The sequence below is a fragment of the Paraburkholderia ginsengiterrae genome (assembly GCF_001645125.1).
Lineage (GTDB): Bacteria > Pseudomonadota > Gammaproteobacteria > Burkholderiales > Burkholderiaceae > Paraburkholderia > Paraburkholderia ginsengiterrae.
Genome location: NZ_LXKA01000110.1, coordinates 103,936 through 124,167 on the forward strand (window position 1 = coordinate 103,936; position 20,232 = coordinate 124,167).

At 63.9% G+C, this 20,232-nt stretch carries 17 protein-coding genes; 12 read left to right on the forward strand and 5 right to left on the reverse strand.

Going from position 1 to position 20,232, the window contains the following annotated elements:
* Positions 1 to 225 precede the first annotated feature (225 nt).
* Positions 226 to 2,127, forward strand: a complete 1,902-nt coding sequence (locus A6V37_RS08600; RefSeq protein WP_064266846.1) for a DUF3857 domain-containing transglutaminase family protein — start codon at positions 226 to 228, stop codon at positions 2,125 to 2,127.
* A gap of 42 nt (positions 2,128 to 2,169) precedes the next feature.
* On the opposite strand, the gene A6V37_RS08605 is transcribed toward A6V37_RS08600, so the two are convergent.
* Both A6V37_RS08605 and A6V37_RS08610 read right to left on the reverse strand, forming a co-directional pair.
* A complete protein-coding gene (locus A6V37_RS08605) occupies positions 2,170 to 3,207 on the reverse strand; it encodes a serine/threonine protein kinase (protein ID WP_064267180.1) in 1,038 nt (345 codons plus the stop codon).
* Between the two features lie 103 nt (positions 3,208 to 3,310).
* Positions 3,311 to 3,523: a hypothetical protein gene (locus tag A6V37_RS08610; RefSeq protein ID WP_007179664.1), complete on the reverse strand. Its 213-nt coding sequence runs from the start codon at positions 3,521 to 3,523 to the stop codon at positions 3,311 to 3,313.
* A 427-nt stretch (positions 3,524 to 3,950) separates the two neighbouring features.
* Between A6V37_RS08610 and A6V37_RS08615 the strand changes: the two genes are divergently transcribed.
* The 4 genes from A6V37_RS08615 to A6V37_RS08630 all read left to right on the forward strand — a co-directional run bounded on the left by A6V37_RS08615 (position 3,951) and on the right by A6V37_RS08630 (position 10,398).
* Positions 3,951 to 7,133: an efflux RND transporter permease subunit gene (locus A6V37_RS08615; protein WP_064266847.1), complete on the forward strand. Its 3,183-nt coding sequence runs from the start codon at positions 3,951 to 3,953 to the stop codon at positions 7,131 to 7,133.
* Between the two features lie 49 nt (positions 7,134 to 7,182).
* Complete coding sequence (locus tag A6V37_RS08620; RefSeq protein WP_064266848.1) at positions 7,183 to 8,463, forward strand: efflux RND transporter periplasmic adaptor subunit; 1,281 nt, start codon at positions 7,183 to 7,185, stop codon at positions 8,461 to 8,463.
* The gene (locus A6V37_RS08625) at positions 8,460 to 9,968 is read left to right on the forward strand and encodes an efflux transporter outer membrane subunit (RefSeq protein ID WP_064266849.1); all 1,509 of its coding nucleotides are present in this window, start codon (positions 8,460 to 8,462) and stop codon (positions 9,966 to 9,968) included. Before A6V37_RS08620 ends, A6V37_RS08625 begins: the two co-directional genes overlap by 4 nt.
* A gap of 244 nt (positions 9,969 to 10,212) precedes the next feature.
* Positions 10,213 to 10,398 carry a hypothetical protein gene (locus A6V37_RS08630; RefSeq protein ID WP_007179669.1) on the forward strand — a complete coding sequence of 62 codons (186 nt, stop codon included), beginning with the start codon at positions 10,213 to 10,215 and terminating at the stop codon, positions 10,396 to 10,398.
* Positions 10,399 to 10,484: 86 nt separating this feature from the next.
* Here the strand turns inward: A6V37_RS08630 and mgrA are convergent, their stop codons facing one another.
* Positions 10,485 to 11,528, reverse strand: a complete 1,044-nt coding sequence (gene mgrA / locus A6V37_RS08635) for an L-glyceraldehyde 3-phosphate reductase (protein WP_064266850.1) — start codon at positions 11,526 to 11,528, stop codon at positions 10,485 to 10,487.
* A gap of 217 nt (positions 11,529 to 11,745) precedes the next feature.
* Between mgrA and A6V37_RS08640 the strand changes: the two genes are divergently transcribed.
* On the forward strand, positions 11,746 to 11,952 hold the full coding sequence (locus tag A6V37_RS08640) for a DUF3185 family protein (protein ID WP_064266851.1): 207 nt from the start codon (positions 11,746 to 11,748) through the stop codon (positions 11,950 to 11,952).
* A 98-nt stretch (positions 11,953 to 12,050) separates the two neighbouring features.
* Here the strand turns inward: A6V37_RS08640 and A6V37_RS08645 are convergent, their stop codons facing one another.
* Positions 12,051 to 12,812: a phytanoyl-CoA dioxygenase family protein gene (locus A6V37_RS08645; protein ID WP_064266852.1), complete on the reverse strand. Its 762-nt coding sequence runs from the start codon at positions 12,810 to 12,812 to the stop codon at positions 12,051 to 12,053.
* A 459-nt stretch (positions 12,813 to 13,271) separates the two neighbouring features.
* Here A6V37_RS08645 and A6V37_RS08650 point away from each other — a divergent pair, with 459 nt between their 5' ends.
* The gene (locus A6V37_RS08650) at positions 13,272 to 13,640 is read left to right on the forward strand and encodes a hypothetical protein (protein ID WP_064266853.1); all 369 of its coding nucleotides are present in this window, start codon (positions 13,272 to 13,274) and stop codon (positions 13,638 to 13,640) included.
* Between the two features lie 203 nt (positions 13,641 to 13,843).
* Here A6V37_RS08650 and metK read toward each other — a convergent pair whose 3' ends face one another.
* Entirely contained in the window at positions 13,844 to 15,034 is a 1,191-nt protein-coding gene (gene metK, locus A6V37_RS08655; protein ID WP_064266854.1) for a methionine adenosyltransferase, read from the reverse strand.
* Positions 15,035 to 15,320: 286 nt separating this feature from the next.
* Between metK and A6V37_RS08660 the strand changes: the two genes are divergently transcribed.
* The 5 genes from A6V37_RS08660 to A6V37_RS08680 all read left to right on the forward strand — a co-directional run bounded on the left by A6V37_RS08660 (position 15,321) and on the right by A6V37_RS08680 (position 20,231).
* Positions 15,321 to 16,205, forward strand: coding sequence for a lipid A biosynthesis lauroyl acyltransferase (locus A6V37_RS08660; protein WP_064266855.1), 885 nt, complete (start codon positions 15,321 to 15,323; stop codon positions 16,203 to 16,205).
* 103 nt (positions 16,206 to 16,308) lie between these two features.
* Positions 16,309 to 17,196 carry a diaminopimelate epimerase gene (gene dapF, locus A6V37_RS08665; RefSeq protein WP_064266856.1) on the forward strand — a complete coding sequence of 296 codons (888 nt, stop codon included), beginning with the start codon at positions 16,309 to 16,311 and terminating at the stop codon, positions 17,194 to 17,196.
* A gap of 56 nt (positions 17,197 to 17,252) precedes the next feature.
* Positions 17,253 to 17,969 carry a DUF484 family protein gene (locus A6V37_RS08670; RefSeq protein WP_064266857.1) on the forward strand — a complete coding sequence of 239 codons (717 nt, stop codon included), beginning with the start codon at positions 17,253 to 17,255 and terminating at the stop codon, positions 17,967 to 17,969.
* Between the two features lie 40 nt (positions 17,970 to 18,009).
* Positions 18,010 to 18,933 carry a tyrosine recombinase XerC gene (gene xerC / locus A6V37_RS08675; protein WP_064266858.1) on the forward strand — a complete coding sequence of 308 codons (924 nt, stop codon included), beginning with the start codon at positions 18,010 to 18,012 and terminating at the stop codon, positions 18,931 to 18,933.
* 95 nt (positions 18,934 to 19,028) lie between these two features.
* The gene (locus tag A6V37_RS08680) at positions 19,029 to 20,231 is read left to right on the forward strand and encodes a class I SAM-dependent rRNA methyltransferase (protein ID WP_064266859.1); all 1,203 of its coding nucleotides are present in this window, start codon (positions 19,029 to 19,031) and stop codon (positions 20,229 to 20,231) included.
* Position 20,232: the final 1 nt, after the last annotated feature.

The window sequence follows — 20,232 nt, forward strand, 5'->3', positions numbered from 1 at the left end:
GGCGGTCACAGAGGAGGACACGTGTGACGAAAAGCTGGCGATGCCCTTCAAATGAGAATGGCTATCATTACATATCTGAGGCGTTTGCTCAATCGGCATTCGGGCATCCCGCATTTGATCAATCATTACACGCGATTACGCGCGGCATCCGCTTGACATCCGCGCGGCGCGAACCGACCCTAACTGGCGATCCCGTCAACGTTACCGTTCGGATACCTGCCCGCCATGCGCCTCCTCTCTCTGGTCTGTCTTGCCTCGTTCGGCTGGCTTGCCGGCATCCACGGCGCGGGCGCGGCCATCCCGGCCAAACTGGACGATCCCTATACCAACGAAGGCGAGACCCAAACCTTCACCGTCAATGCCGACGGCTCGTACTCCAAGCTCGATTCGATGACGCTGCGCGTGAACAACGAAGCCGGCGTCGCGCGGGTGGCGCAGCAATACGTCTGGTTCAACCGCAACATGGCGGACGTGCAGATTCTCGAGGCCTATACGATCACGGCCGACGGTACGCGCCACGACGTGCAACCCGAGCAGATCCGCGACGTGCAGGAAGCCCGTTCGTTCGACGCGCCGATGTTCCAGGACATTCAGGAAAAGGTGATCGTCTTTCCCGCGGTGGAGCCGGGCGCGCGAGTGCATCTCAGCTACCGGAAAACGCAGAGGCAGCCGATCGTGCCGGGCGAGTTCAGCGACTTCACGCCGCCCGACCTCGCCCCGACTCACAACTTCCGCCTGATCTACGACCTGCCCGCCGGCAAACCGCTCTACGCCGACGCGCGCGGCTTCACCGTGCAGCAACCCGTTACGCGCGACGGTCGCACGCGCTACGAATATCGCTATGACAAAGCGCATTTCAGCCGGCTGGAGCGCGGCTCGATTGCGTACGTGTCCTATGGCGACCGGCTGATGGTCTCGACCTTCCCCGACTACACCGCATTCGCCGCGACCTACCGCGAATCCGCGGTGGATCCTGGCGCGCGCGATGCGGCCATCGTGCGGCTCGCGCAGCAGCTCACCGCAGACGACCGCACGCCGCGCGACAAAGCCAAGACCCTGTACGACTGGGTCCGCCGCAACGTCCGCTACGTGGCGATCAACGTCGGACGCGGCGCGGTGGTGCCGCACAGTGCAAGCGCGATCCTCGCGAACCGCTACGGCGACTGCAAGGACCACGTCGCGCTTTACGGCGCGCTGCTAGACGCCGCCGGCGTGCGCAACGAACCGGCCCTGATCAGCAGCGGCACGATCTACACGCTGCCGAACGTGCCGGGCTACGGCGTGATCAATCACATCATCACGTGGCTGCCGGATTTGCAGCTCTATGCCGACTCGACCGCGTCGAATGTCGAATTCGGTTTTCTGCCTTCGTCCGACATGAACCGTCCTGCCGTGCTGGTCGGCGAGGGCGTGCTCGCGCGCACGCCCGCTACCGCGCTCATGACACGCAGCACCGATCTGTCGATCAAGGTGGAGCCCGACGGCTCGGCGCGCTTCACCTATCGGCTGGAAGCGGCCGGCGCCTCCGCCGAACAGGCCCGCGCGATGTTGCGCACGCAAACCCCCGCGCAACGGGAGGAGTCGATTCAGGCCGAGTTGCGCAGTGTCAATCTGCGCGGCACCGCCACGCTCACCACCAGCGACCTCACCGCGCCGGACGGTCCGCTGACGATCACGATGAAGGGCACGCTGGAAAGCCTCGTGGTGCCAGGCGCGGCGGCCTCGATACCGGCGCTGACGAGTCTGGCCGGCGGCGTCGCGGCGGATACCCGCTATTGGCTCGGCGAGCGCCAGCGCACGCAGCCTTTCGTGTGCCACAACCTGACGCTGCACGAACGCGCGCGCATTGAGTTGCCCGCTAATTTTCATGTGCTCGACATGCCGGAGGCAAAACAGACGCAAGATCGCTTCGTCGATTTCCAGTCGCAGTACACGTTCGATCCGCTCAGCAACGTCGTCACGATGACGCGCGAAGGCGCCACGCATTTCGATAGCGACGTTTGCACACCGGAAGATTTCGCGCAGATGCGTCCGGCGATCGAAGCAATCGGGCGCGACGTGCGCGCCGAAGTCATCGTCAGATCGACGCTGGTGGAGTCGTCGAACGTGGCCTCGCAGGCGCCCTGAGCGCCCGCGAAAGCCTATCCATCCATTGCACAGGACCGCCGCTCAGACGGGCCAGAGCGGCCCTTCCTGCATCGCACCGAGCTGTTCGCGCAACTCGAGGATGCGGTCTTCCCAATAGCGTTGCGTGTTAAACCACGGGAACGCGGCCGGAAACGCCGGATCGTCCCAGCGGCGCGCGAGCCACGCCTGATAGTGAATCAGCCGCAGCGTGCGCAAGGCTTCGATCAGATAAAGTTCGCGAGGCTCGAAGTCACAAAAGTCCTCGTAGCCGGCGAGCAGATCCGCCAGTGCACGCGAGGCCTCGGCGCGCTCGCCCGGCAGCAGCAGCCACAAGTCCTGCACCGCCGGACCCATGCGGCTGTCGTCGAAGTCCACGAAATGCGGACCGGCGTCGGTCCACAGCACATTGCTCGGATGGCAATCGCCGTGCATTCGCATCATGCGGATTTCGCCCGCCCGCTCGAATGCGCGTTCCACGCCTTCGAGCGCGAGGTTCACCACCGCTTCCCACGCCACGCGCACGTCATCCGGCACGAAACGGTGAGCCAGCAGGAAGTCGCGCGGTTCGTAGCCGAAGGTCTGGATGTCGAGCGTGGGGCGCTCGGTGTAGTTCTGCGTCTGCCCGACCGCGTGAATGCGGCCGATAAACCGCCCCAGCCATTCGAGCGTGTCGCGCCGGTCGAGGTCCGGCGCACGACCGCCGCGCCGTTCGAAGATCGAGAAGCGAAAACCGTCGAAGCTGTGCAGCGTGCGGCCCTCGAAGGCACGCGCGGGCACCGCCGGAATCTCGCGCGCGGCGAGATCGGCGACGAAGGCGTGCTCCTCGAGAATGGCGGCGTCGCTCCAGCGCTCGGGACGATAGAACTTCGCGACCACGGGCGGGCCATCTTCCACGCCCACCTGGTACACGCGGTTCTCGTAGCTGTTGAGCGGCAGCATGCGCCCATCGGTGCGCACGCCGACGGTGCCGAGCACGCTGTCGAGCGCGTCGAGCACGATTTCCGGCTTGAGCCGGGCGAAAGGCACGGCGCTGTTCGCGCCGTCCTGGGGATCCTGGGTATCGGGAATGTCGTCGTTCATGCCCGCATTGTGCGCCGCGCCGCCGTCAAAGACGAGGGCGAACGCGCACAACGCGATTCGAACCGTGGCTTACAACTCGCACACGGCATGTACTCAACTGCTTTCAATGCATCTGCGCGCTCGACGGACGCACCAGCTCGCCCGTATCGATCAGGTCTTCAAGGAAAAAGGGTTCAGTGTTCAGTTGCAGCGAAGCGCCGGGTTCGCCGGCATACCACGCCACCATAGCCATGTCGCCGAGAATGCGCATGACGATCCCGCGCGCGCCTTGCGGCACGGCGATATGCACCGATCGGACAATGGAACCGATTTGCATGATGTTTCCCCGTTTCTCCCATAGCCGGCTTTATGGTGTCCACGCCGGTCAAGGTGATGATAAAAGCGCCGCTTCGCTCAAAACGTTGCGTACGCACCCAATCTGCTGCGCGTAATACGCGTGCGAGGTTCGAGTCATTGTTCCCGTTTTGCGGGGCCACGGAAAGCGCGAAAAAAGGGGCTTCACCCGTCGTTTCGCCCTATTCCCATTACGGCGCGGCAGGCCGATGATGCACGGCATAACGCGTCATAACGAGACCATCATAAACCCTGCTGGGGTGAGATATCAAAAACGTGCACCGGCTGGACGACAAGCTCAATCCGACCACCGCGACCGCCTGCCTGAGCCGCCGCGGCCGGCGTCACGCCCGCCACCTCCAACGTGCGCGCGGCGCCGCTTGCCACGGCTTTGAACGGCGGCGCTAGCCATGTGGATCGTTCGTCTCGCGCTGCGGCGCCCGTACACATTCGTCGTCCTGGCCCTGCTATTGCTGATCGTCGGACCGTTGACGATCCTGCGCACGCCGACCGACATCTTCCCAAATATCGACATCCCGGTGCTGTCTGTGATCTGGTCGTACAACGGCCTGCCCGCGGACGAGATAGAAAAACGCATCGTGCTCAACTACGAGCGCGGGCTCTCGGTGGCGGTCAACGATATCGAGCATACGGAGTCGACCTCGCTGAACGGCATTGCCGTGGTCAAGATTTTTTTTCAGCCGCACGCGAATATCGATGAAGCGCTGGCCGAAGTCACGGCACTCTCACAGGCGCAATTGCGTTCGCTGCCGCCGGGCATCAACCCGCCGTTCATCCTGCGCTACAACGCCTCGACCGTGCCGATTCTGCGGCTTGCGCTGTCGTCCCCCTCGCTCACCGAACAGGAGCTGTACGACTTCGGCAACAATTTCCTGAAGACGCAGCTCGCCACCGTGCCCGGCGCGTCCGCGCCGTTGCCCTACGGCGGCAAGCAGCGGCAAATCATGGTGGACATCGATTCGCGCAAGCTGCAGGAGCGCAATCTCTCGCCGCTGGACGTGGTCAATGCGGTCACCGCGCAGAATCTGATCCTGCCCTCGGGCACAGCGAAAATCGGTTCGACTGAATATTCGGTGGAAATGAACGGCAGCCCGGATTCGCTTGCCGGCCTGAACAGCATTCCGATCAGGACCACTGCCAACGGCACCGTTTATATCCGCGACGTCGCGCATGTGCGCGACGGTTTCCAGCCGCAGACCAATATCGTGCGCGTGAACGGCCAGCGCGCGTCGCTTCTGACCATCAACAAAAGCGGCAACACGTCCACGCTCGAAATTGTCGACCGCATCAAGAAGATGATGCCGACGCTGCGCAATCTCGTGCCCGCCTCGCTGAATATCGACCCCGTTGCCGACCAGTCGCTGTTCGTGCGCGCGTCGGTGCAGGGCGTGCTGCGCGAGGCGCTGATCGCGGCCTGCCTGACCGGCCTGATGATTCTGCTGTTCCTCGGCAACTGGCGCGCCACGCTGATCATCGCCGTGTCGATTCCGCTCTCGATGATCACGTCGATCATCGCGCTCTCCATGCTCGGCGAAACCATCAACATCATGACGCTGGGCGGGCTCGCGCTCGCGGTGGGGATTCTGGTGGACGACGCCACCGTGGCGATCGAAAACATCAGCCATCAGCTCGAACAGGGAAAGACGCTGGAGCAGGCGATTCTGGACGGCGCGCATCAGATCGCGATACCGACGCTGGTGTCGACCCTGTCCATCTGCATCGTATTCGTGCCGATGTTTCTGCTGACGGGCGTCGCGCACTATCTGTTCATCCCGCTCGCCGAAGCGGTGGTCTTCGCGATGCTGGCCTCGTATTTCTTCTCGCGCACGCTGGTGCCGACGCTCGCGAAATACCTGCTGCGTCATCACCATAAATCGCCGGACCCGCATCACGCGCCGGCGCAATCGCACAACCCGTTCATGCGCGTGCACTACGCGTTCGAGGCCGGGTTCGCACGCTTGCGCGAGCGCTACCGTGTATTTCTCGAAGCGCGCGTCGCGAGGCCCGGTGGGTTCGTGACGCTGTTTCTGGTCTGCTGTGGCGCGTCGATGCTGTTGATGCCGTTTCTCGGCCGCGACTTTTTCCCGGCCGTCGACGCGGGCACGATCGCCCTGCATCTGCGTGCGAAAACCGGCATGCGGGTCGAGGAAACCGCCGTGGTGACCGATCGCGTGGATACGCGGATCCGTCAGCTGATACCGGCGCGAGAGCTGCATTCGATCATCGACAATATCGGCTTGCCCGTCTCGGGCATCAACCTCTCGTACAGCAACACCGGCACGATCGGCACCTCGGATTCCGACGTGCTGATCACGCTCAACCCCGATCATCATCCGAGCGCGAACTACGTGCGCACGCTGCGACGCACGCTCACCGACGAATTCCCCGGCGTGCAGTTCGCTTTCCTGCCCGCCGACATCGTCAGTCAAACGCTCAACTTCGGCATGCCGTCGCCGGTCGATATTCAGATCGTGGGCCGCGAAGTGGCCGGCAACCGCGTTTTTGCCGCGAAGCTGTTGAACCGCCTGCGCGCGGTGCCCGGTCTCGTCGATGCACGCATTCAGCAGCCCGCCGATCTGCCGCGCATCTTTATCGATGTGGACCGCACGCGCGCGCAGCAAGCCGGTTTCACGCAACGCGACATCGCCAGCAATCTGCTGATCACGCTGTCCGGCAGCCAGCAAACCACGCCGACGTTCTGGCTCAATCCGCGCAACGGCGTGAGCTACAACGTCATCACGGAAGCGCCGCAGTACACGATCGACTCGCTGCAATCGCTCGCCAACATTCCGCTGAACGCGAACGGCCGCAGCAACATTCTCGGCTCGCTCGCCACCATGACGCGCGAAGCGGGCAACGCTGTGCTCACCCACTACAACGCGCAGACCACCATCGACATCTTCGGCACTGCTGACGGCCGCGATCTCGGCGGCGTGTCCGACGACATCCGCGCGATCATCGACGACACCCGCGCCGATCTGCCCAAAACCTCGACCATCGAGGTGCGCGGCCAGGTGCAAACTATGAACGATTCGTTCTCAGGGCTGTTCGCCGGGCTCGTGTTCGCGATCGTGCTGGTGTATCTGCTGATCGTAGTGAACTTCCAGTCGTGGCTCGATCCGTTCATCATCATCACCGCGCTGCCGGGCGCGCTCGCGGGCATCGTGTGGATGCTGTTTCTCACCCACACCACGCTGTCGATTCCGGCGCTCACCGGCGCGATCATGTGTATCGGCATTGCCACCGCCAACTCGATTCTGGTGATCAGCTTCGCGCGCGAACAGCTGCGGGAACATGGCGATGCGGCGCGCGCGGCCATCGAAGCAGGCTTTACGCGTTTTCGTCCGGTGCTGATGACGGCGCTCGCGATGGTGATCGGCATGGTGCCGATGGCGATCGGTCTGGGCGAAGGGGGCGAGCAGAATGCGCCGCTCGGGCGCGCGGTGATCGGCGGTCTTGCGGTGGGTACGCTGGCAACGCTGATCTTCGTGCCGGTGGTGTTCTCGATGATCTACCGGCGGCTCGCGGCGCGGCATCAGCGCGCGGCCGAGCATGTGGTGGGCAAACAATGAGTGCCATCGCCAAGGTGGCCACGCAACGCCGCTCAAAAGGGGATGCTTGATGGAAGGACAACGCCCAGACGGTTCTCACTCCGCGCGCGATGCCGCGCAGGGCCACCGCGCACGCTGGATCGGCGTCGCGGTGGCCGTCGCGGTCGTCGCGCTCGCGGCGCAAGGCATCTGGTCGCGCCATGACGCACACGCCGAACTCGAGCGCGCTGCCGAGCATGCGAGTCAGACGAGCGTCGAGGTCGTGCGGCCGCAGAAGTCGACCAGCGGCCCCGATCTCATGCTGCCCGGCAACGTGCAGGCTTTTCTCGACACGCCGATCTACGCCCGCACCAACGGCTATTTGAAGAAGTGGTATGCCGACATCGGCGCGCACGTGAAAGGCGGCCAGTTGCTCGCGGAAATCGACACGCCGGAAGTGGACGATCAACTGCGCGCTGCCCGCGCTGATCTCGCGAATGCCGACGCCAACTACGCGCTCGCAAAAAGCACCGCCGACCGCTGGACCGATATGCTGAAGAGCAAATCCGTCTCGAAGCAGGAAACCGACGAGAAGGTCGGCGACATGCTCGCGAAAAAGGCCACGCTCGACGCCGCGCGCTTCAACGTGGCGCGCCTCGAGAAAACGCAGTCATTCCAGAAGGTCTACGCGCCGTTCGACGGCATCGTGACGGCGCGCAATGTGGATGTCGGCGCGCTGATCGATGCGGGCAGCGCGGGCGGCCCGGCGAAGGAACTGTTCCATGTCGCGCAGGCGGATCGGCTGCGCGTCTATGTGAACGTGCCGCAGGCCTACGCGCTGCAGATCCGCGCGGAGCAAAGCGCATTCCTGACGCTGACTGAAACGCCGTCCAGACATTATCCCGGCGTCGTGGCGCGCACCGCGGGCGCGGTCGATCCACAGCAGCGCACGATGCTGGTCGAAGTCGACGTCGACAATCGCAACGGCGATCTGCTGCCGGGCGCGTACGCACAGGTGCATTTCGCGTTGAGCACGGGCGTCGCGCCGTTCACGCTGCCCGGCAACACATTGCTGTTCCGCCCGGATGGCGTGAAAGTCGCAACCGTCGATGCGCAACACAAGGTGAAGCTGATGCCGGTGTCGCTGGGGACGGACTTCGGCACGCGTGTGGCGATCGTGTCCGGCTTGCGAGGCGACGAGCAGGTGATCGTGAATCCGCAGGACTCGATCGTCGATGGCGCGCAGGTGCGGATCGTCGCGGCGAAAGTGGAAGGAGCGTCGGGTCTTTCAGGCGCTCCCGCAGTCGAAGGCGCAGCGAGCGCAACAGGTGCGTTTGCGACGGACCTGCCAACCGTGGAAGCATCTTCATGAATGCGCCTGCATCGCGCCGCCGGTTCGTCGCACCGCCGTTTGAGCGCGTCGGCCCGCACGTCGTTGCATTGGCGTTGGCTTCGGCATGCGCGCTCACCGCTTGCACCGTCGGCCCCGACTACGTGAAGCCACCCGCGGCCAGCGCGGCGACCTACAAGGAACTCGACGGCACCGGCTGGAAACCCGCGCAACCCGCCGACACGCTCGCACGCGGCGCATGGTGGAGCGTCTATGCGGACCCATCGCTCGATGCACTCGAACAGCAGGTCGCGAGCGCGAACCAGAACGTGCAGGCGGCCGACGCGCGCTTTCGCGCCGCCCGCGCCACCGTCGCGCAATATCGCTCGAGCTTCTTTCCGGTCGTCACCGCGAACAGCGACTATTCGCGCGGGCGTACCTCGGAAAACGTGGCACATAAATCGACCGCCGGTCTCACGCTGAACGACTATCTCGTGCAGGCCGACGCGTCGTGGGAGCCCGACCTGTGGGGCCGCGTGTCGCGCAGCGTCGAAGGCGCGAAAGCCGAAGCGCAGGCGAGCGCCGCCGATACCCAAAGCGTGCTTCTGTCGATGCAGGCCGAGCTCGCCACCGACTACTTTGAGTTGTGTGGACTCGATCAGGAAAGCCAACTACTGGACGACACGATCCAGGCCTACCGTGATGCACTCGATCTGACGCAGCACCGCTACGCCGGGGGCATCGCTACCGACGCCGATGTCGCGCAGGCGCAAACGCAGCTGAAAACCACCCAGGCGCAAGCGCTCGACCTCGGTGTGCAGCGCGCGCAACTGGAACACGCGATCGCGATCCTGATCGGCCAGACGCCTTCCACTTTTTCGCTGCCGGTCGCGCCGCTCGTAGCGATGCCGGTCGTGGCAGCGGCGGGCGTGCCGTCGACCTTGCTCGAACGCCGCCCCGACATTGCCGCGGCGGAGCGGCACGTCGCCGATATGAACGCGCAAATCGGCGTGGCGACCGCGGCGTTTTTCCCGAACCTCATTTTGTCCGTGACGGGTGGGCTCGAGGCGACCAATTACAACCAATGGCTGCTGGCGCCGAGCCGGCTCTGGTCGTTGGGGCCTGCGTTGGCGGTCACGCTGCTCGACTTCGGCGGGCGCGCCGCCGTGAAGGAACAGGCCCGCGCGCATTACGACGAGAGCGTGGCGCAATACCGGCAGACGGTGCTCACGGCGTTTGGCCAGGTCGAGGACAACCTCGCCGCGTTGCGCGTGCTCGAACAGGAAGCCGCCGCGCAGGACGACGCTGTCGCCGCGGCGCAGCGTGCGCTGGCAGTCGTGTCGAACCGCTACAAGAACGGCGCGATCACCTATCTCGACGTGGTGGTCGCGCAAACCACCGCGCTCACCAATGAGCGCAATGCGGTATCGATCGCGCGCCGGCGCATGGCCGCGAGCGTCGCATTGATCAAGGCGCTCGGCGGCGGCTGGGATGCGTCGGCGCTACCGACGGACGATCAGATCGTGCACGCATCCAGCCCGCATTGAAAATGCCGCAAAAAGTAAGGCGTACGTAATCAAACGCAGCCTGTTTTTCGACTCTTTTGCTGCATCGCGGAAATCGCGGCCACCGTTGCCACGCCGGGTTCAGCGGCTTGCGAATAGCCGTTGCAGCGCCGCAAAAACGCGGTGCGCCGATTGGGCCGTCTCCTATACTCGAATCGTGCGTTGGCGGCGCATGACTCCATCAATGGAGCCGCCGTCTTCGTCCGTCATACATAAGGAGACGAGAATGACGACGTACTTCACGATCGGTGATTTCATCCTGGTCATTCCGATGGCACTGGCCGGGGCTTTGTTTGTCGGTGCGCTTCCCTGCAAGACGGAATTCAGGCACAACGCGCTGCGCGTGCTCGGCGCGTTGATCGGCGTGGTGTTCGCGGTCGTGCTGGTCGAAGGTTTGCCGGCCCTCGTGTAGGACAAAAAAAGCCGCCCCAATTCATAACGGGCGGCTTTTCCATTGCTACGGCCTAAGCGCCGGACGAATCGTCCGCGGCGCGCGGATCAGATCGCCTGATCCGTCGACGGCTTTTCCCACAAATTGATGCCACCTTCGGTCGCGTAGCGGTCGATCTCCGCCAGTTCGTCCTTCGAAAACGCGAGGTTCTTCAAAGCGCCGACGTTCTCGCGCACCTGCTCCGCACGGCTCGCACCGATCAGCACGGAGGTCACACGCGGGTCGCGTAGCGCCCAGGCCAGCGCCATCTGCGCAAGGCTTTGTCCGCGACGCTGCGCGATCTCGTTGAGCTTGCGCACATGCTCGATGTTCTGCGGGCTCAAATGCTCCTGCTTCAACGAACCGCCGCCCGGCTTGTTGACGCGCGCATCGTCCGGCACGCCATTCAGGTATTTGCCGGTGAGCAGCCCCTGCGCCAGCGGCGTGAACGCGATGGCGCCCGAGCCGGCCGTCTCCAGCGCATCCAGCAGTTCGCGCTCGATCCAGCGATTGAGCATGTTGTACGCCGGCTGATGAATCAACAGCGGCACCTTGTATTCGGCGAGCAGCTTCGCCATTTCGAGCGTCTTGGACGCCGAGTATGACGAGATCCCGACATAGAGCGCCTTGCCTTGCTGCACGGCGCTCGCCAGCGCACCCGCGGTCTCTTCGAGCGGTGTGTCGGCGTCGAAACGATGCGAATAGAAAATATCGACGTAGTCGAGCCCCATGCGTTGCAGGCTCTGGTCGAGACTCGCGAGCACGTATTTGCGCGATCCGCCGCCCTGGCCGTACGGACCCGGCCACATATCCCAGCCGGCCTTCGACGAAATCAGCAGTTCGTCGCGATACGGCTTGAAGTCGTCCTTGAACAGCCGGCCGAAATTGGTTTCAGCGCTGCCGTACGGCGGGCCGTAGTTGTTGGCGAGGTCGAAGTGCGTGATACCCAGATCGAAGGCGGTGCGGAGAATGTCGCGCTGCGTGGAGATGGGCGTGGTGTCGCCGAAGTTGTGCCACAAGCCGAGCGACAGCGCCGGCAGTTTGAGACCCGACTTGCCGCAGACGCGGTACTGCATATCCGAATAGCGTTCTGAAGCTGCTTCGTAAGCCATTGCTAGTGTCCTTGATGGTGAAGGCGCCCGACCAGTGGCGGGCATGGGGCAATTGCATGCTGCGGGAGGCGTGCCGCTTTGTTGTTGTCGGTGGGGAGGCGGCCAGACCGTTATGGTAGCCAATCGGGATGTTGCGTGCAGACGCCCACTATGCGGGATGGACGATTGTCGGCGGCTCCCCTACACTTTGCGCGTTTTCAGGCTTAGGGAGAGGTAGATGACGAAGGCGATTTCAATCGCGCTGATTGTCGGCGGTATCGTGTTGCTGTATTTCGGCGGACAGGCGTTCAACTCGGTGAGCAGCGAAGTCTCGCGCGTCTTCACCGGTTCGCCGACCAACAAGGCGATCGTGCTGATCGTGTGCGGCGTCGTGGCTACCATTGCGGGGCTAACCGGCGTGGCTTTGTCCGGGCGCAAGCGGTAATAACTCGCCAAGAGCTCGCGGAGAGCTCAATGGCTCGCGCGGCGCTTTGAACTCGGGTACGTGGACCCGGACATGCGCCGCCGCGAGCATTAAACACGCTAGAAAGCCACCTCGGGCTTCGCCGCCGAACGCGTTCCCGGCAACGGCACGTTGCTCGCACCGTGATACGTGTACACCAGCGAAAACTTCACCTCGTCGCTGATGTTCTTGCCGGCCGAGTGCAGCGTATTGCAGTGAAAGAACACCACGTCGCCGGCCTGAAGTTCAGGCGAAACCGCCGTGCGGATCCATTCCTGATTCTCTTCCAGATCGGAGCGGAAGAATTTGGCCTGATCGAAACGATCGGAGGTGAACGCTGCGTTATGCGACTTCGGCACGAACCACAGCGCGCCGTTATCCACGGTCTCCGAACCGACCGCGAGCCACACCGACACCAGATCGTCCCGCTCGAACGACCAGTACCGCACGTCGCGATGCCAGCCGGTCAAGCTGCCATACGCGGGATGCTTGGTCATCATGCAATTGTGGTGCGCCCGCGATAAGCGCGGTTCTTCACCGAAATACAGTTCCATCCAGCCGCGAATTTCCGGCGCGGTCGCCCACTGCGCGAAATCCGGATGCCGTCCATACGCATCCAGCAGCCGCCGCACGGTATGGCCGCCCGGCGCATGCTTCGACGGCGGCGCACCGGGATACTGCAGATCCGCTTCGAACTCGATCGGCTCGGCCGCTTCCACCAACTGCCGCTGGGCAATCTGTTTCAGTTCCGCGCAACGCTCTGGCGACACCAATCCGGGCACGACGACAAAACCCTGCTCCCGCAACGCTTGAATCTGCTCTTTCTTGGAATGAAGTGACATGGTGTTCCGTGACTGTCGACTAGCTGATGCTCGATTGTAAAACGGGCACGATCGCGCTGTGCGCTGTTTCACCTTCCGGCCGGTCGGCTGACGCACTGCTTTCATGCACCCGGCTCAATTTCGCGGCACATTGAGGGGGCACAGACGCACGATAATCGGTCGCAAAGGACACGACCCCGTCACGCGCGAGTCGCGATCTGCCTCGTAAAAACCCTTATTCGCAGGGTAAAAACCGACTTTCTCACGTCACGAATCGCGTGTAGCCTTCTCGCATGTTGATCGCCACTCCTGCACTCTTGCGCGGTGTACAGGCCACCAGAGCCGGCTCCGCTGTCCTCCGTGCGCTTTTCCATCGAATTCCGGGCTCTTGCGCCGTCCATCGCGACACCGTCACTGGCACATTTGGTGCTGCTTCTGACGCACATACCATCTCGCGGCGCGTAGCCGGCTTGTGAAGCCATGCACACTCTTCTGAACACCCGTCTTACCCGCGCCGCGCTGAAAGCAGCGCGTCCGGCGCGCCGCCATGTCGTGCGCGCACTGCGGCACCATGCCACGCGCGCCCGCGCGCTGGGCGAACAATGGCGCGATGCCAAAGCCGTCGACGGTATTCGCACCTGGTTCCACACGTTCTTCGCTGCCTTGCGCCTGCAAGGCCATACGCGTCGCTTTTCGCTGCGCACGCTGCTGCGCAAACCGACGCCGCTGCACCTCACCGCAGCGCAACGTGCACCGGTCGTCGCAGCAACCAACACGAGCCGCCGCCCGCGCCGGATGTCGACGAGCAGCAGCTCCGGCTGGTTCGTATTTGCGTTCGCGAGCCGATGAGTCGGCGGGAAAGTACGCGCGGCAGTGGCTGTTTTAGCGGCTGTTGCGCGGCGTCGCGCGGGAGCGCCTCACGTTGATCGCAATGCTGTCGACCAGGCGCGTGACCACGCAAATGACAGACAAAAAAAACCCCGCCCGGCTTGCGCCGGCGGGGTTTTTTGCTGAAGCGGAAAGCTCGCGCCTAGTTGGCCATTAACTGGCCATTATTCGGCCAGCGCGGCAACCGGTTCTGTGCCGGCAGCTTCGGCGAGCACCAATGCCTTGTCCGTGGCTTCCCACGTGAATTCCGGCTCTTCGCGGCCGAAGTGACCGTATGCCGCGCTCTTCTCGTAGATCGGGCGCAGCAGGTCGAGCATCTGGATGATGCCCTTCGGACGCAGGTCGAAATGCTCCTGCACGAGCTTCGTGATCGTTGCATCCGACACGCGGCCCGTGCCGAACGTGTTGACCATGACCGAAGTCGGCTGGGCGACGCCAATGGCGTACGACACCTGAATAAGGCAGCGCGAGGCCAGACCCGCGGCCACGATGTTCTTCGCGACATAACGGCCGGCGTAGGCCGCCGAACGGTCGACCTTCGACGGATCCTTGCCCGAGAACGCGCCGCCGCCGTGCGGTGCGGCACCGCCGTACGTATCGACGATGATCTTGCGACCCGTCAGGCCGCAATCGCCCTGCGGACCGCCGATCACGAAACGACCAGTCGGGTTCACGAGGAACTTGATGTCGCCCTTGATCAGGTCGGCCGGCAGCACCGGCTTGATGACTTCTTCGATCACGGCTTCGCGCAGCGTGGCCAGTTCGATGTCCGGCGAATGCTGCGTGGACAGCACGACTGTGTCGATGGAATGCGGCTTGCCGTCGACATAACGCACGGTAACCTGCGACTTCGCGTCCGGACGCAGCCACGGCAGGCGGCCGTCGCGGCGCAGATTCGCCTGACGCTCCACCAGACGGTGCGACAGGTGGATCGGCAGCGGCATCAGTTCCGGGGTTTCTTCGCACGCGTAACCGAACATCAGGCCCTGGTCGCCGGCGCCTTGATCGAGGTTATTGTCGTGCGCGCGGTCCACGCCTTGGGCGATGTCCGGCGATTGCTTGTCGTACGCGACGAGCACCGCGCAGCCGCGGTAGTCGATGCCGTAGTCGGTGTTGTCGTAGCCGATGCGCTTGATCGTATTGCGCGCGACCTGGATGTAATCGACGTTCGCAGCGGTGGTGATTTCACCGGCCAGCACGACCAGACCCGTGTTGCACAGCGTTTCCGCCGCAACACGTGAGTATTTGTCTTGTGCCAGGATGGCGTCGAGAATGGCGTCCGAAATCTGATCCGCGACCTTGTCGGGATGCCCTTCAGAAACGGATTCGGACGTGAACAGATAGTTGTTTGCCACGTTGCAGACTCCTGTTGTGTGGTTACGGTTGAGTTTCACGTAGCCAGCTTCGGGAGCCTTGAAGCGGCGACGCTTTAGCGGATTACCTTCCTGGAAGGCGCAAATCACATGGATTACGCCCACCGGCTTCGCCCCGCAAGTTGTCTATTAACTCGGCGAAGCCCTTATTATAGCGACTTCTTTCGATTGTCACAGAGTGTCCAAGCGTGCGGTATTACGTCAACCTTTCCGCTGTTCTGAAATCCGTCCCGCGCGGCGCCCCGTGCACCTCCTTCCAGGAGGCGGCATGCTGAGCCGCTATGGCGCGAAGTTCGCGATCGGCCTGTTGAAACTGTTTGCCTTGCTGCCCTACGGTCTCATTGCCCGTTTCGGCGATGGCCTCGGCTGGCTGCTCTATCAGATTCCGAGTCGGCGCAGGCGGATCGTCCATATCAATCTGAAGCTGTGCTTCCCCGAATGGAGCGATGAGCGCCGCGAAGAGGTCGCCCAGAAACATTTCCGCCACGCGATTCGCAGTTATGTCGAGCGCAGCGTGCAATGGTTCGGTTCGGCCAAGAAACTCGAAAAGCTGATCCAGGTCGACAGCGCGGTCGACCTCACCGACCCGAATATGCCGCCTACCTTGCTTCTCGGCTTTCACTTCGTCGGGATCGAAGCCGGCTCGATCTTCATTAACTACTCACTCAAACGGCAATGCGGCTCGCTCTATCAGCCAATGTCGAACCCGGAACTCGAGGCGGTCGCCAAAGCGGCGCGCGGGCGTTTCGGCGCGGACATGGCAAGCCGCGCCGACAGTGCGCGCGTCGTGCTGCGCTGGCTACGCGAGGGCAAACCGGTGATGCTCGGCGCGGACATGGACTACGGCGCGCGCAACTCCACCTTCGTGCCGTTCTTCGGCGTGCCGACCTGCACGCTGACCGCGGTGGGGCGTCTGGCGAAGGTCGGGCACGCGCAGGTCCTGCCGTTCATCGGCGAGGTACTGCCGAACTACAAGGGATACCGCCTCAAAGTGTTCAAGCCTTGGGACAACTACCCAACCGGCGACGACGATGCGGACGCACGGCGCATGAACGCCTTTCTCGAAGAGCAGATCCCGCTGATGCCCGAGCAGTACTACTGGGTTCACAAGCGCTTCAAGACGCGGCCGCCGGGCGTCCCAAGCGTGTACTGAGCGGCCGGCCGCCTGACGGCGAAGCCGCGCGTAAAAAAGCGCCAGAACGCGGAAATAACGTGGCGTACGGCCCACCTGCAGGCGTGTCACTTACAATAGCGCGATGAAACTGAAATTCACCAAAATGCACGGCGCGGGCAACGACTTCGTCGTGCTCGACGGCTACAGCCAACCGGTCAACCTGACGCCGGCGCAGGTGCGCGCGCTCGCGGACCGGCATTTCGGCGTCGGTGCCGACCAGTTGCTGCTGGTCGAAAAGCCCACGGTAGAGGGCGTCGATTTCAGATATCGCATTTTTAACTGCGACGGCGGCGAAGTGGAGCATTGCGGCAATGGCGCGCGCTGCTTCGTCAAGTTCGTGCGCGACAGTGGCCTGACCGATCAGCGCAGCGTGCGTGTGCAGGTGCAAAAGGGCACCCTCACGCTGACCATGCAGGACAACGGCGAAGTGCTGGTCGACATGGGCGCGCCGGTGTTCGATCCGGAACGCGTGCCGTTCGCCACCAAGGGCCTGGAAGGCCGCCGCGAAGGCGCGGACACGCTCTGGCCGCTCGACGTGAACGGCACGGCGCGCTGGATTTCGGTGGTGTCGATGGGCAATCCGCACGCCGTACAGGTGGTCGAGGACGTCGAGGCATTTCCGGTGCTGGTCGAAGGCCCGGTGATCGAAAAGCATGCGCGTTTCCCGCAGCGAGTGAATGCGGGCTTCATGCAGATCGTCGGTCGCAGCGAGATCAAACTGCGCGTCTACGAGCGCGGCGCCGGTGAAACGCTGGCGTGCGGCACGGGCGCGTGTGCGGCCGTCGCGGCCGGCATCCGGCGCGGGCTGCTCGATGCGCCGGTGCTCGTGCACACGCACGGCGGCGACCTGACGATCTCGTGGGACAACGCGCAGGAAGGCCAGCCGCTGCTAATGGCCGGCCCCGCGGCAACCGTTTTCTCAGGTGAGATTGAGTTGTCCGACTCGTTGGCCAATTCACCCGCCGCTTGACCCCATTGACCGATGCGTCGCCTCTGGCGCCGCCCCGTAGTCCTTTAGCCGAAACCATGAACGATCGCGAAGTCGCCGAATATCTGCTCGCCAACCCCGAATTCTTCGCCGAACACGCGGAAATGCTCGCGACGATCCGGCTCGCGAACCCGCACGGCAAAGCCGCGGTGTCGCTGCAGGAACGGCAGATGGAAATGTTGCGCGACAAGAACAAGCTTCTCGAACGTCGCCTCGCCGAACTGCTGCGCTACGGTCACGAGAACGACAGCATCGCCTCGAAGTTCAACCGCTGGACCACCCGCGTGATGGCCGAACGCGATCCGTACGCGTTGCCGCGCACCATCGCCACGGGCTTGCGCGATATTTTCGACGTGCCGCAAGCCGCGCTGCGCGTGTGGGATGTGGCCGAGCCCTACGCTCAGGCTGATTTCGCACGCCATGTCGGCGAGGAAGTGCGGATTTTCGCCAATAGCCTCACCTCGCCGTACTGCGGCGCGAACACCGGCTTCGAGGCAGCGCAATGGCTGGCACCGGCCGTTACGCCTGTGCCTGACGACGGCGCACCCGCGGCGCCCGAGTCCGCCCACGCCACCGAGTCGATCGCGCTGCTCGCGCTGCGCGATCCCGAAGGCAAGGAAGAAGCGCCCACCTTCGGCCTGCTGGTAATGGGTTCCGCCGACGCACGCCGCTTCCACGACGGCATGGCCACCGATTTCCTGACGCAGATCGGCGCTTTGGCCAGCGCGGCGTTGAGCCGTCTGCTGCCGCGCTGAGCTCACGACCACGCCGCGCCGGCCGCTAACCACATCCACCGTGACCGCCTCAGATCCAATCGCCGCCTATCTGTCGAATCTCGAACATGAGCGGCGCTTGTCGGCGCATACGCTGCGCGGTTACACCCACGAACTCGAGGAACTCAGGTTGCTGGCCAAAGGCCGGCCGCTCGAAAGCCTCACCGCCGTGGATATTCGCGGCGCCGTGTCGCGGGCGCACGCGGGCGGCCTGACGGCGCGCTCGATCAGCCACCGGCTGTCGGCGTGGCGCGCGTTTTACCGCTGGCTCGCCGGCCGCGTCGACCTGCCGGCAAATCCGGTCGCCACCGTGCGTGCGCCGAAGCAGGCCAAAACGCTGCCGAAGGCACTCTCCGTCGACGACGCCACGCGCCTGATGGAAAACGCGCCCGCCGCGTCGCCCGAAGGCTTGCGCGATCACGCCATGCTCGAACTGTTCTACTCGTCGGGTCTGCGTCTCGCGGAACTGGTCGGTCTCGACGTCCGTTTCGCCGATGCCGGTGGCTACCGCTCCGCCGGTTGGCTCAAGCTCGATTCCGCCGAAGTCGAAGTGCTCGGCAAGGGCAATCGGCGCCGCGTCGTGCCGGTCGGCAGCAAGGCGCTGGACGCATTGAACGCTTGGCTCGCGGTGCGCGACCAGATGGTCCGGCACGATCCGCATCCGCTGTTTCTGTCCGCGCGCGGCAATCGCCTGTCTCCGAACGTGGTGCGTGAGCGGGTGAAGCGGGCGGCGCTGGCCGCCGGCATTCCCGCCAACGTGCATCCGCACGTCCTGCGGCATTCGTTCGCCACGCATGTGCTGCAGTCGAGCGGCGATCTGCGCGCCGTGCAGGAATTGCTTGGCCACGCCAGCATCACCGCTACGCAGGTCTACACGGCGCTCGATTTCCAGCATCTCGCCCACGTCTACGATCAGGCACACCCGCGCGCCAAAAAACGCGATTGACGCCGCGCAGTAAAACTGCACGGCGGGCAGTCTCCGCCTTCGCTTGACCCGCCGCGCGATTTACCACGCGGCTCATTGCTCCTGCTGACACCCTGATGAATACCGTTACGCTCAAACCGTCGAAAGAAAAGTCGCTGCTGCGCCGCCACCCGTGGGTCTATGCCAACGCGATCGACCGGATCGACGGCAATCCCGCGCCCGGCGCGACCGTGCTGGTGCGCTCGCACGACGGCCGTTTTCTCGCGCGCGCCGCCTACAGCCCGCATTCGCAGATCCGCGCCCGTGTGTGGAGCTTCGACGAAACCGAACCGATCGATCACGCGTTTTTCAAGCGCCGCGTGCAACGCGCGCTCGCCCATCGTCAAACGATGGTTCACGACACCGGCGCGGTACGGCTGATTTTCGGCGAAGCAGACGGCCTGCCCGGCTTGATCGTCGATCATTACGTCGCCGAGGACGAAGGCCAGCGCAGTCAGTTGGTCTGCCAGTTCATGGCGGCAGGCGTCGAAGCCTGGAAGGAAGCGATCGTCGCGGCGCTGACCGGCGCGACCGGCTGTCCGAATGTCTACGAACGCTCGGACGTCTCGATTCGCCAGAAGGAAGGGCTCGAACAGATCACCGGTGTGCTGGCGGGCGAGCCGCCGTCCGAGACGCTGATCGCCAGCGAAAACGGCGTGCGGTATCACGTCGACGTGCGCAACGGCCACAAGACCGGCTTTTACGTCGATCAGCGCGACAACCGCCTGCTGGTGCAGCAGTTCGCTCAGGATCGCGAGGTGCTGAACTGCTTCTGCTACACCGGCGGCTTCTCGCTGGCCGCACTAAAGGGCGGCGCCAAACGCGTGGTCTCGATCGACTCATCCGGCGACGCGCTGACAATCGCCCAGCAGAACGTGGCGGCCAACGGCTTCGACGCCGAGCGCGCCACCTGGCTCGACGCCGATGCCTTCAAGACGTTGCGGCGCCTGTACGACGACGGCGAGCGTTTCGACCTGGTCGTGCTCGATCCGCCGAAATTCGCGCCGTCGCGCGAGCATGTGGACCGCGCGTCGCGTGCGTATAAGGACATCAACCTGACCGGCCTGAAATTGCTGCGCCCGGGCGGGCTCCTGTTCACCTACTCGTGCTCCGGAGCGATCGACGCCGAACTGTTCCAGAAGATCGTGTCCGGCGCGGCCGCCGACGCGCGCGTCGATGCCCGGATTCTCAAGCGCCTCGGTGCGGGGGTGGATCATCCGATGCTCACCGCGTTCCCTGAAGGCGAATACCTGAAAGGCCTGCTGTTGCAAATCGCCTGAG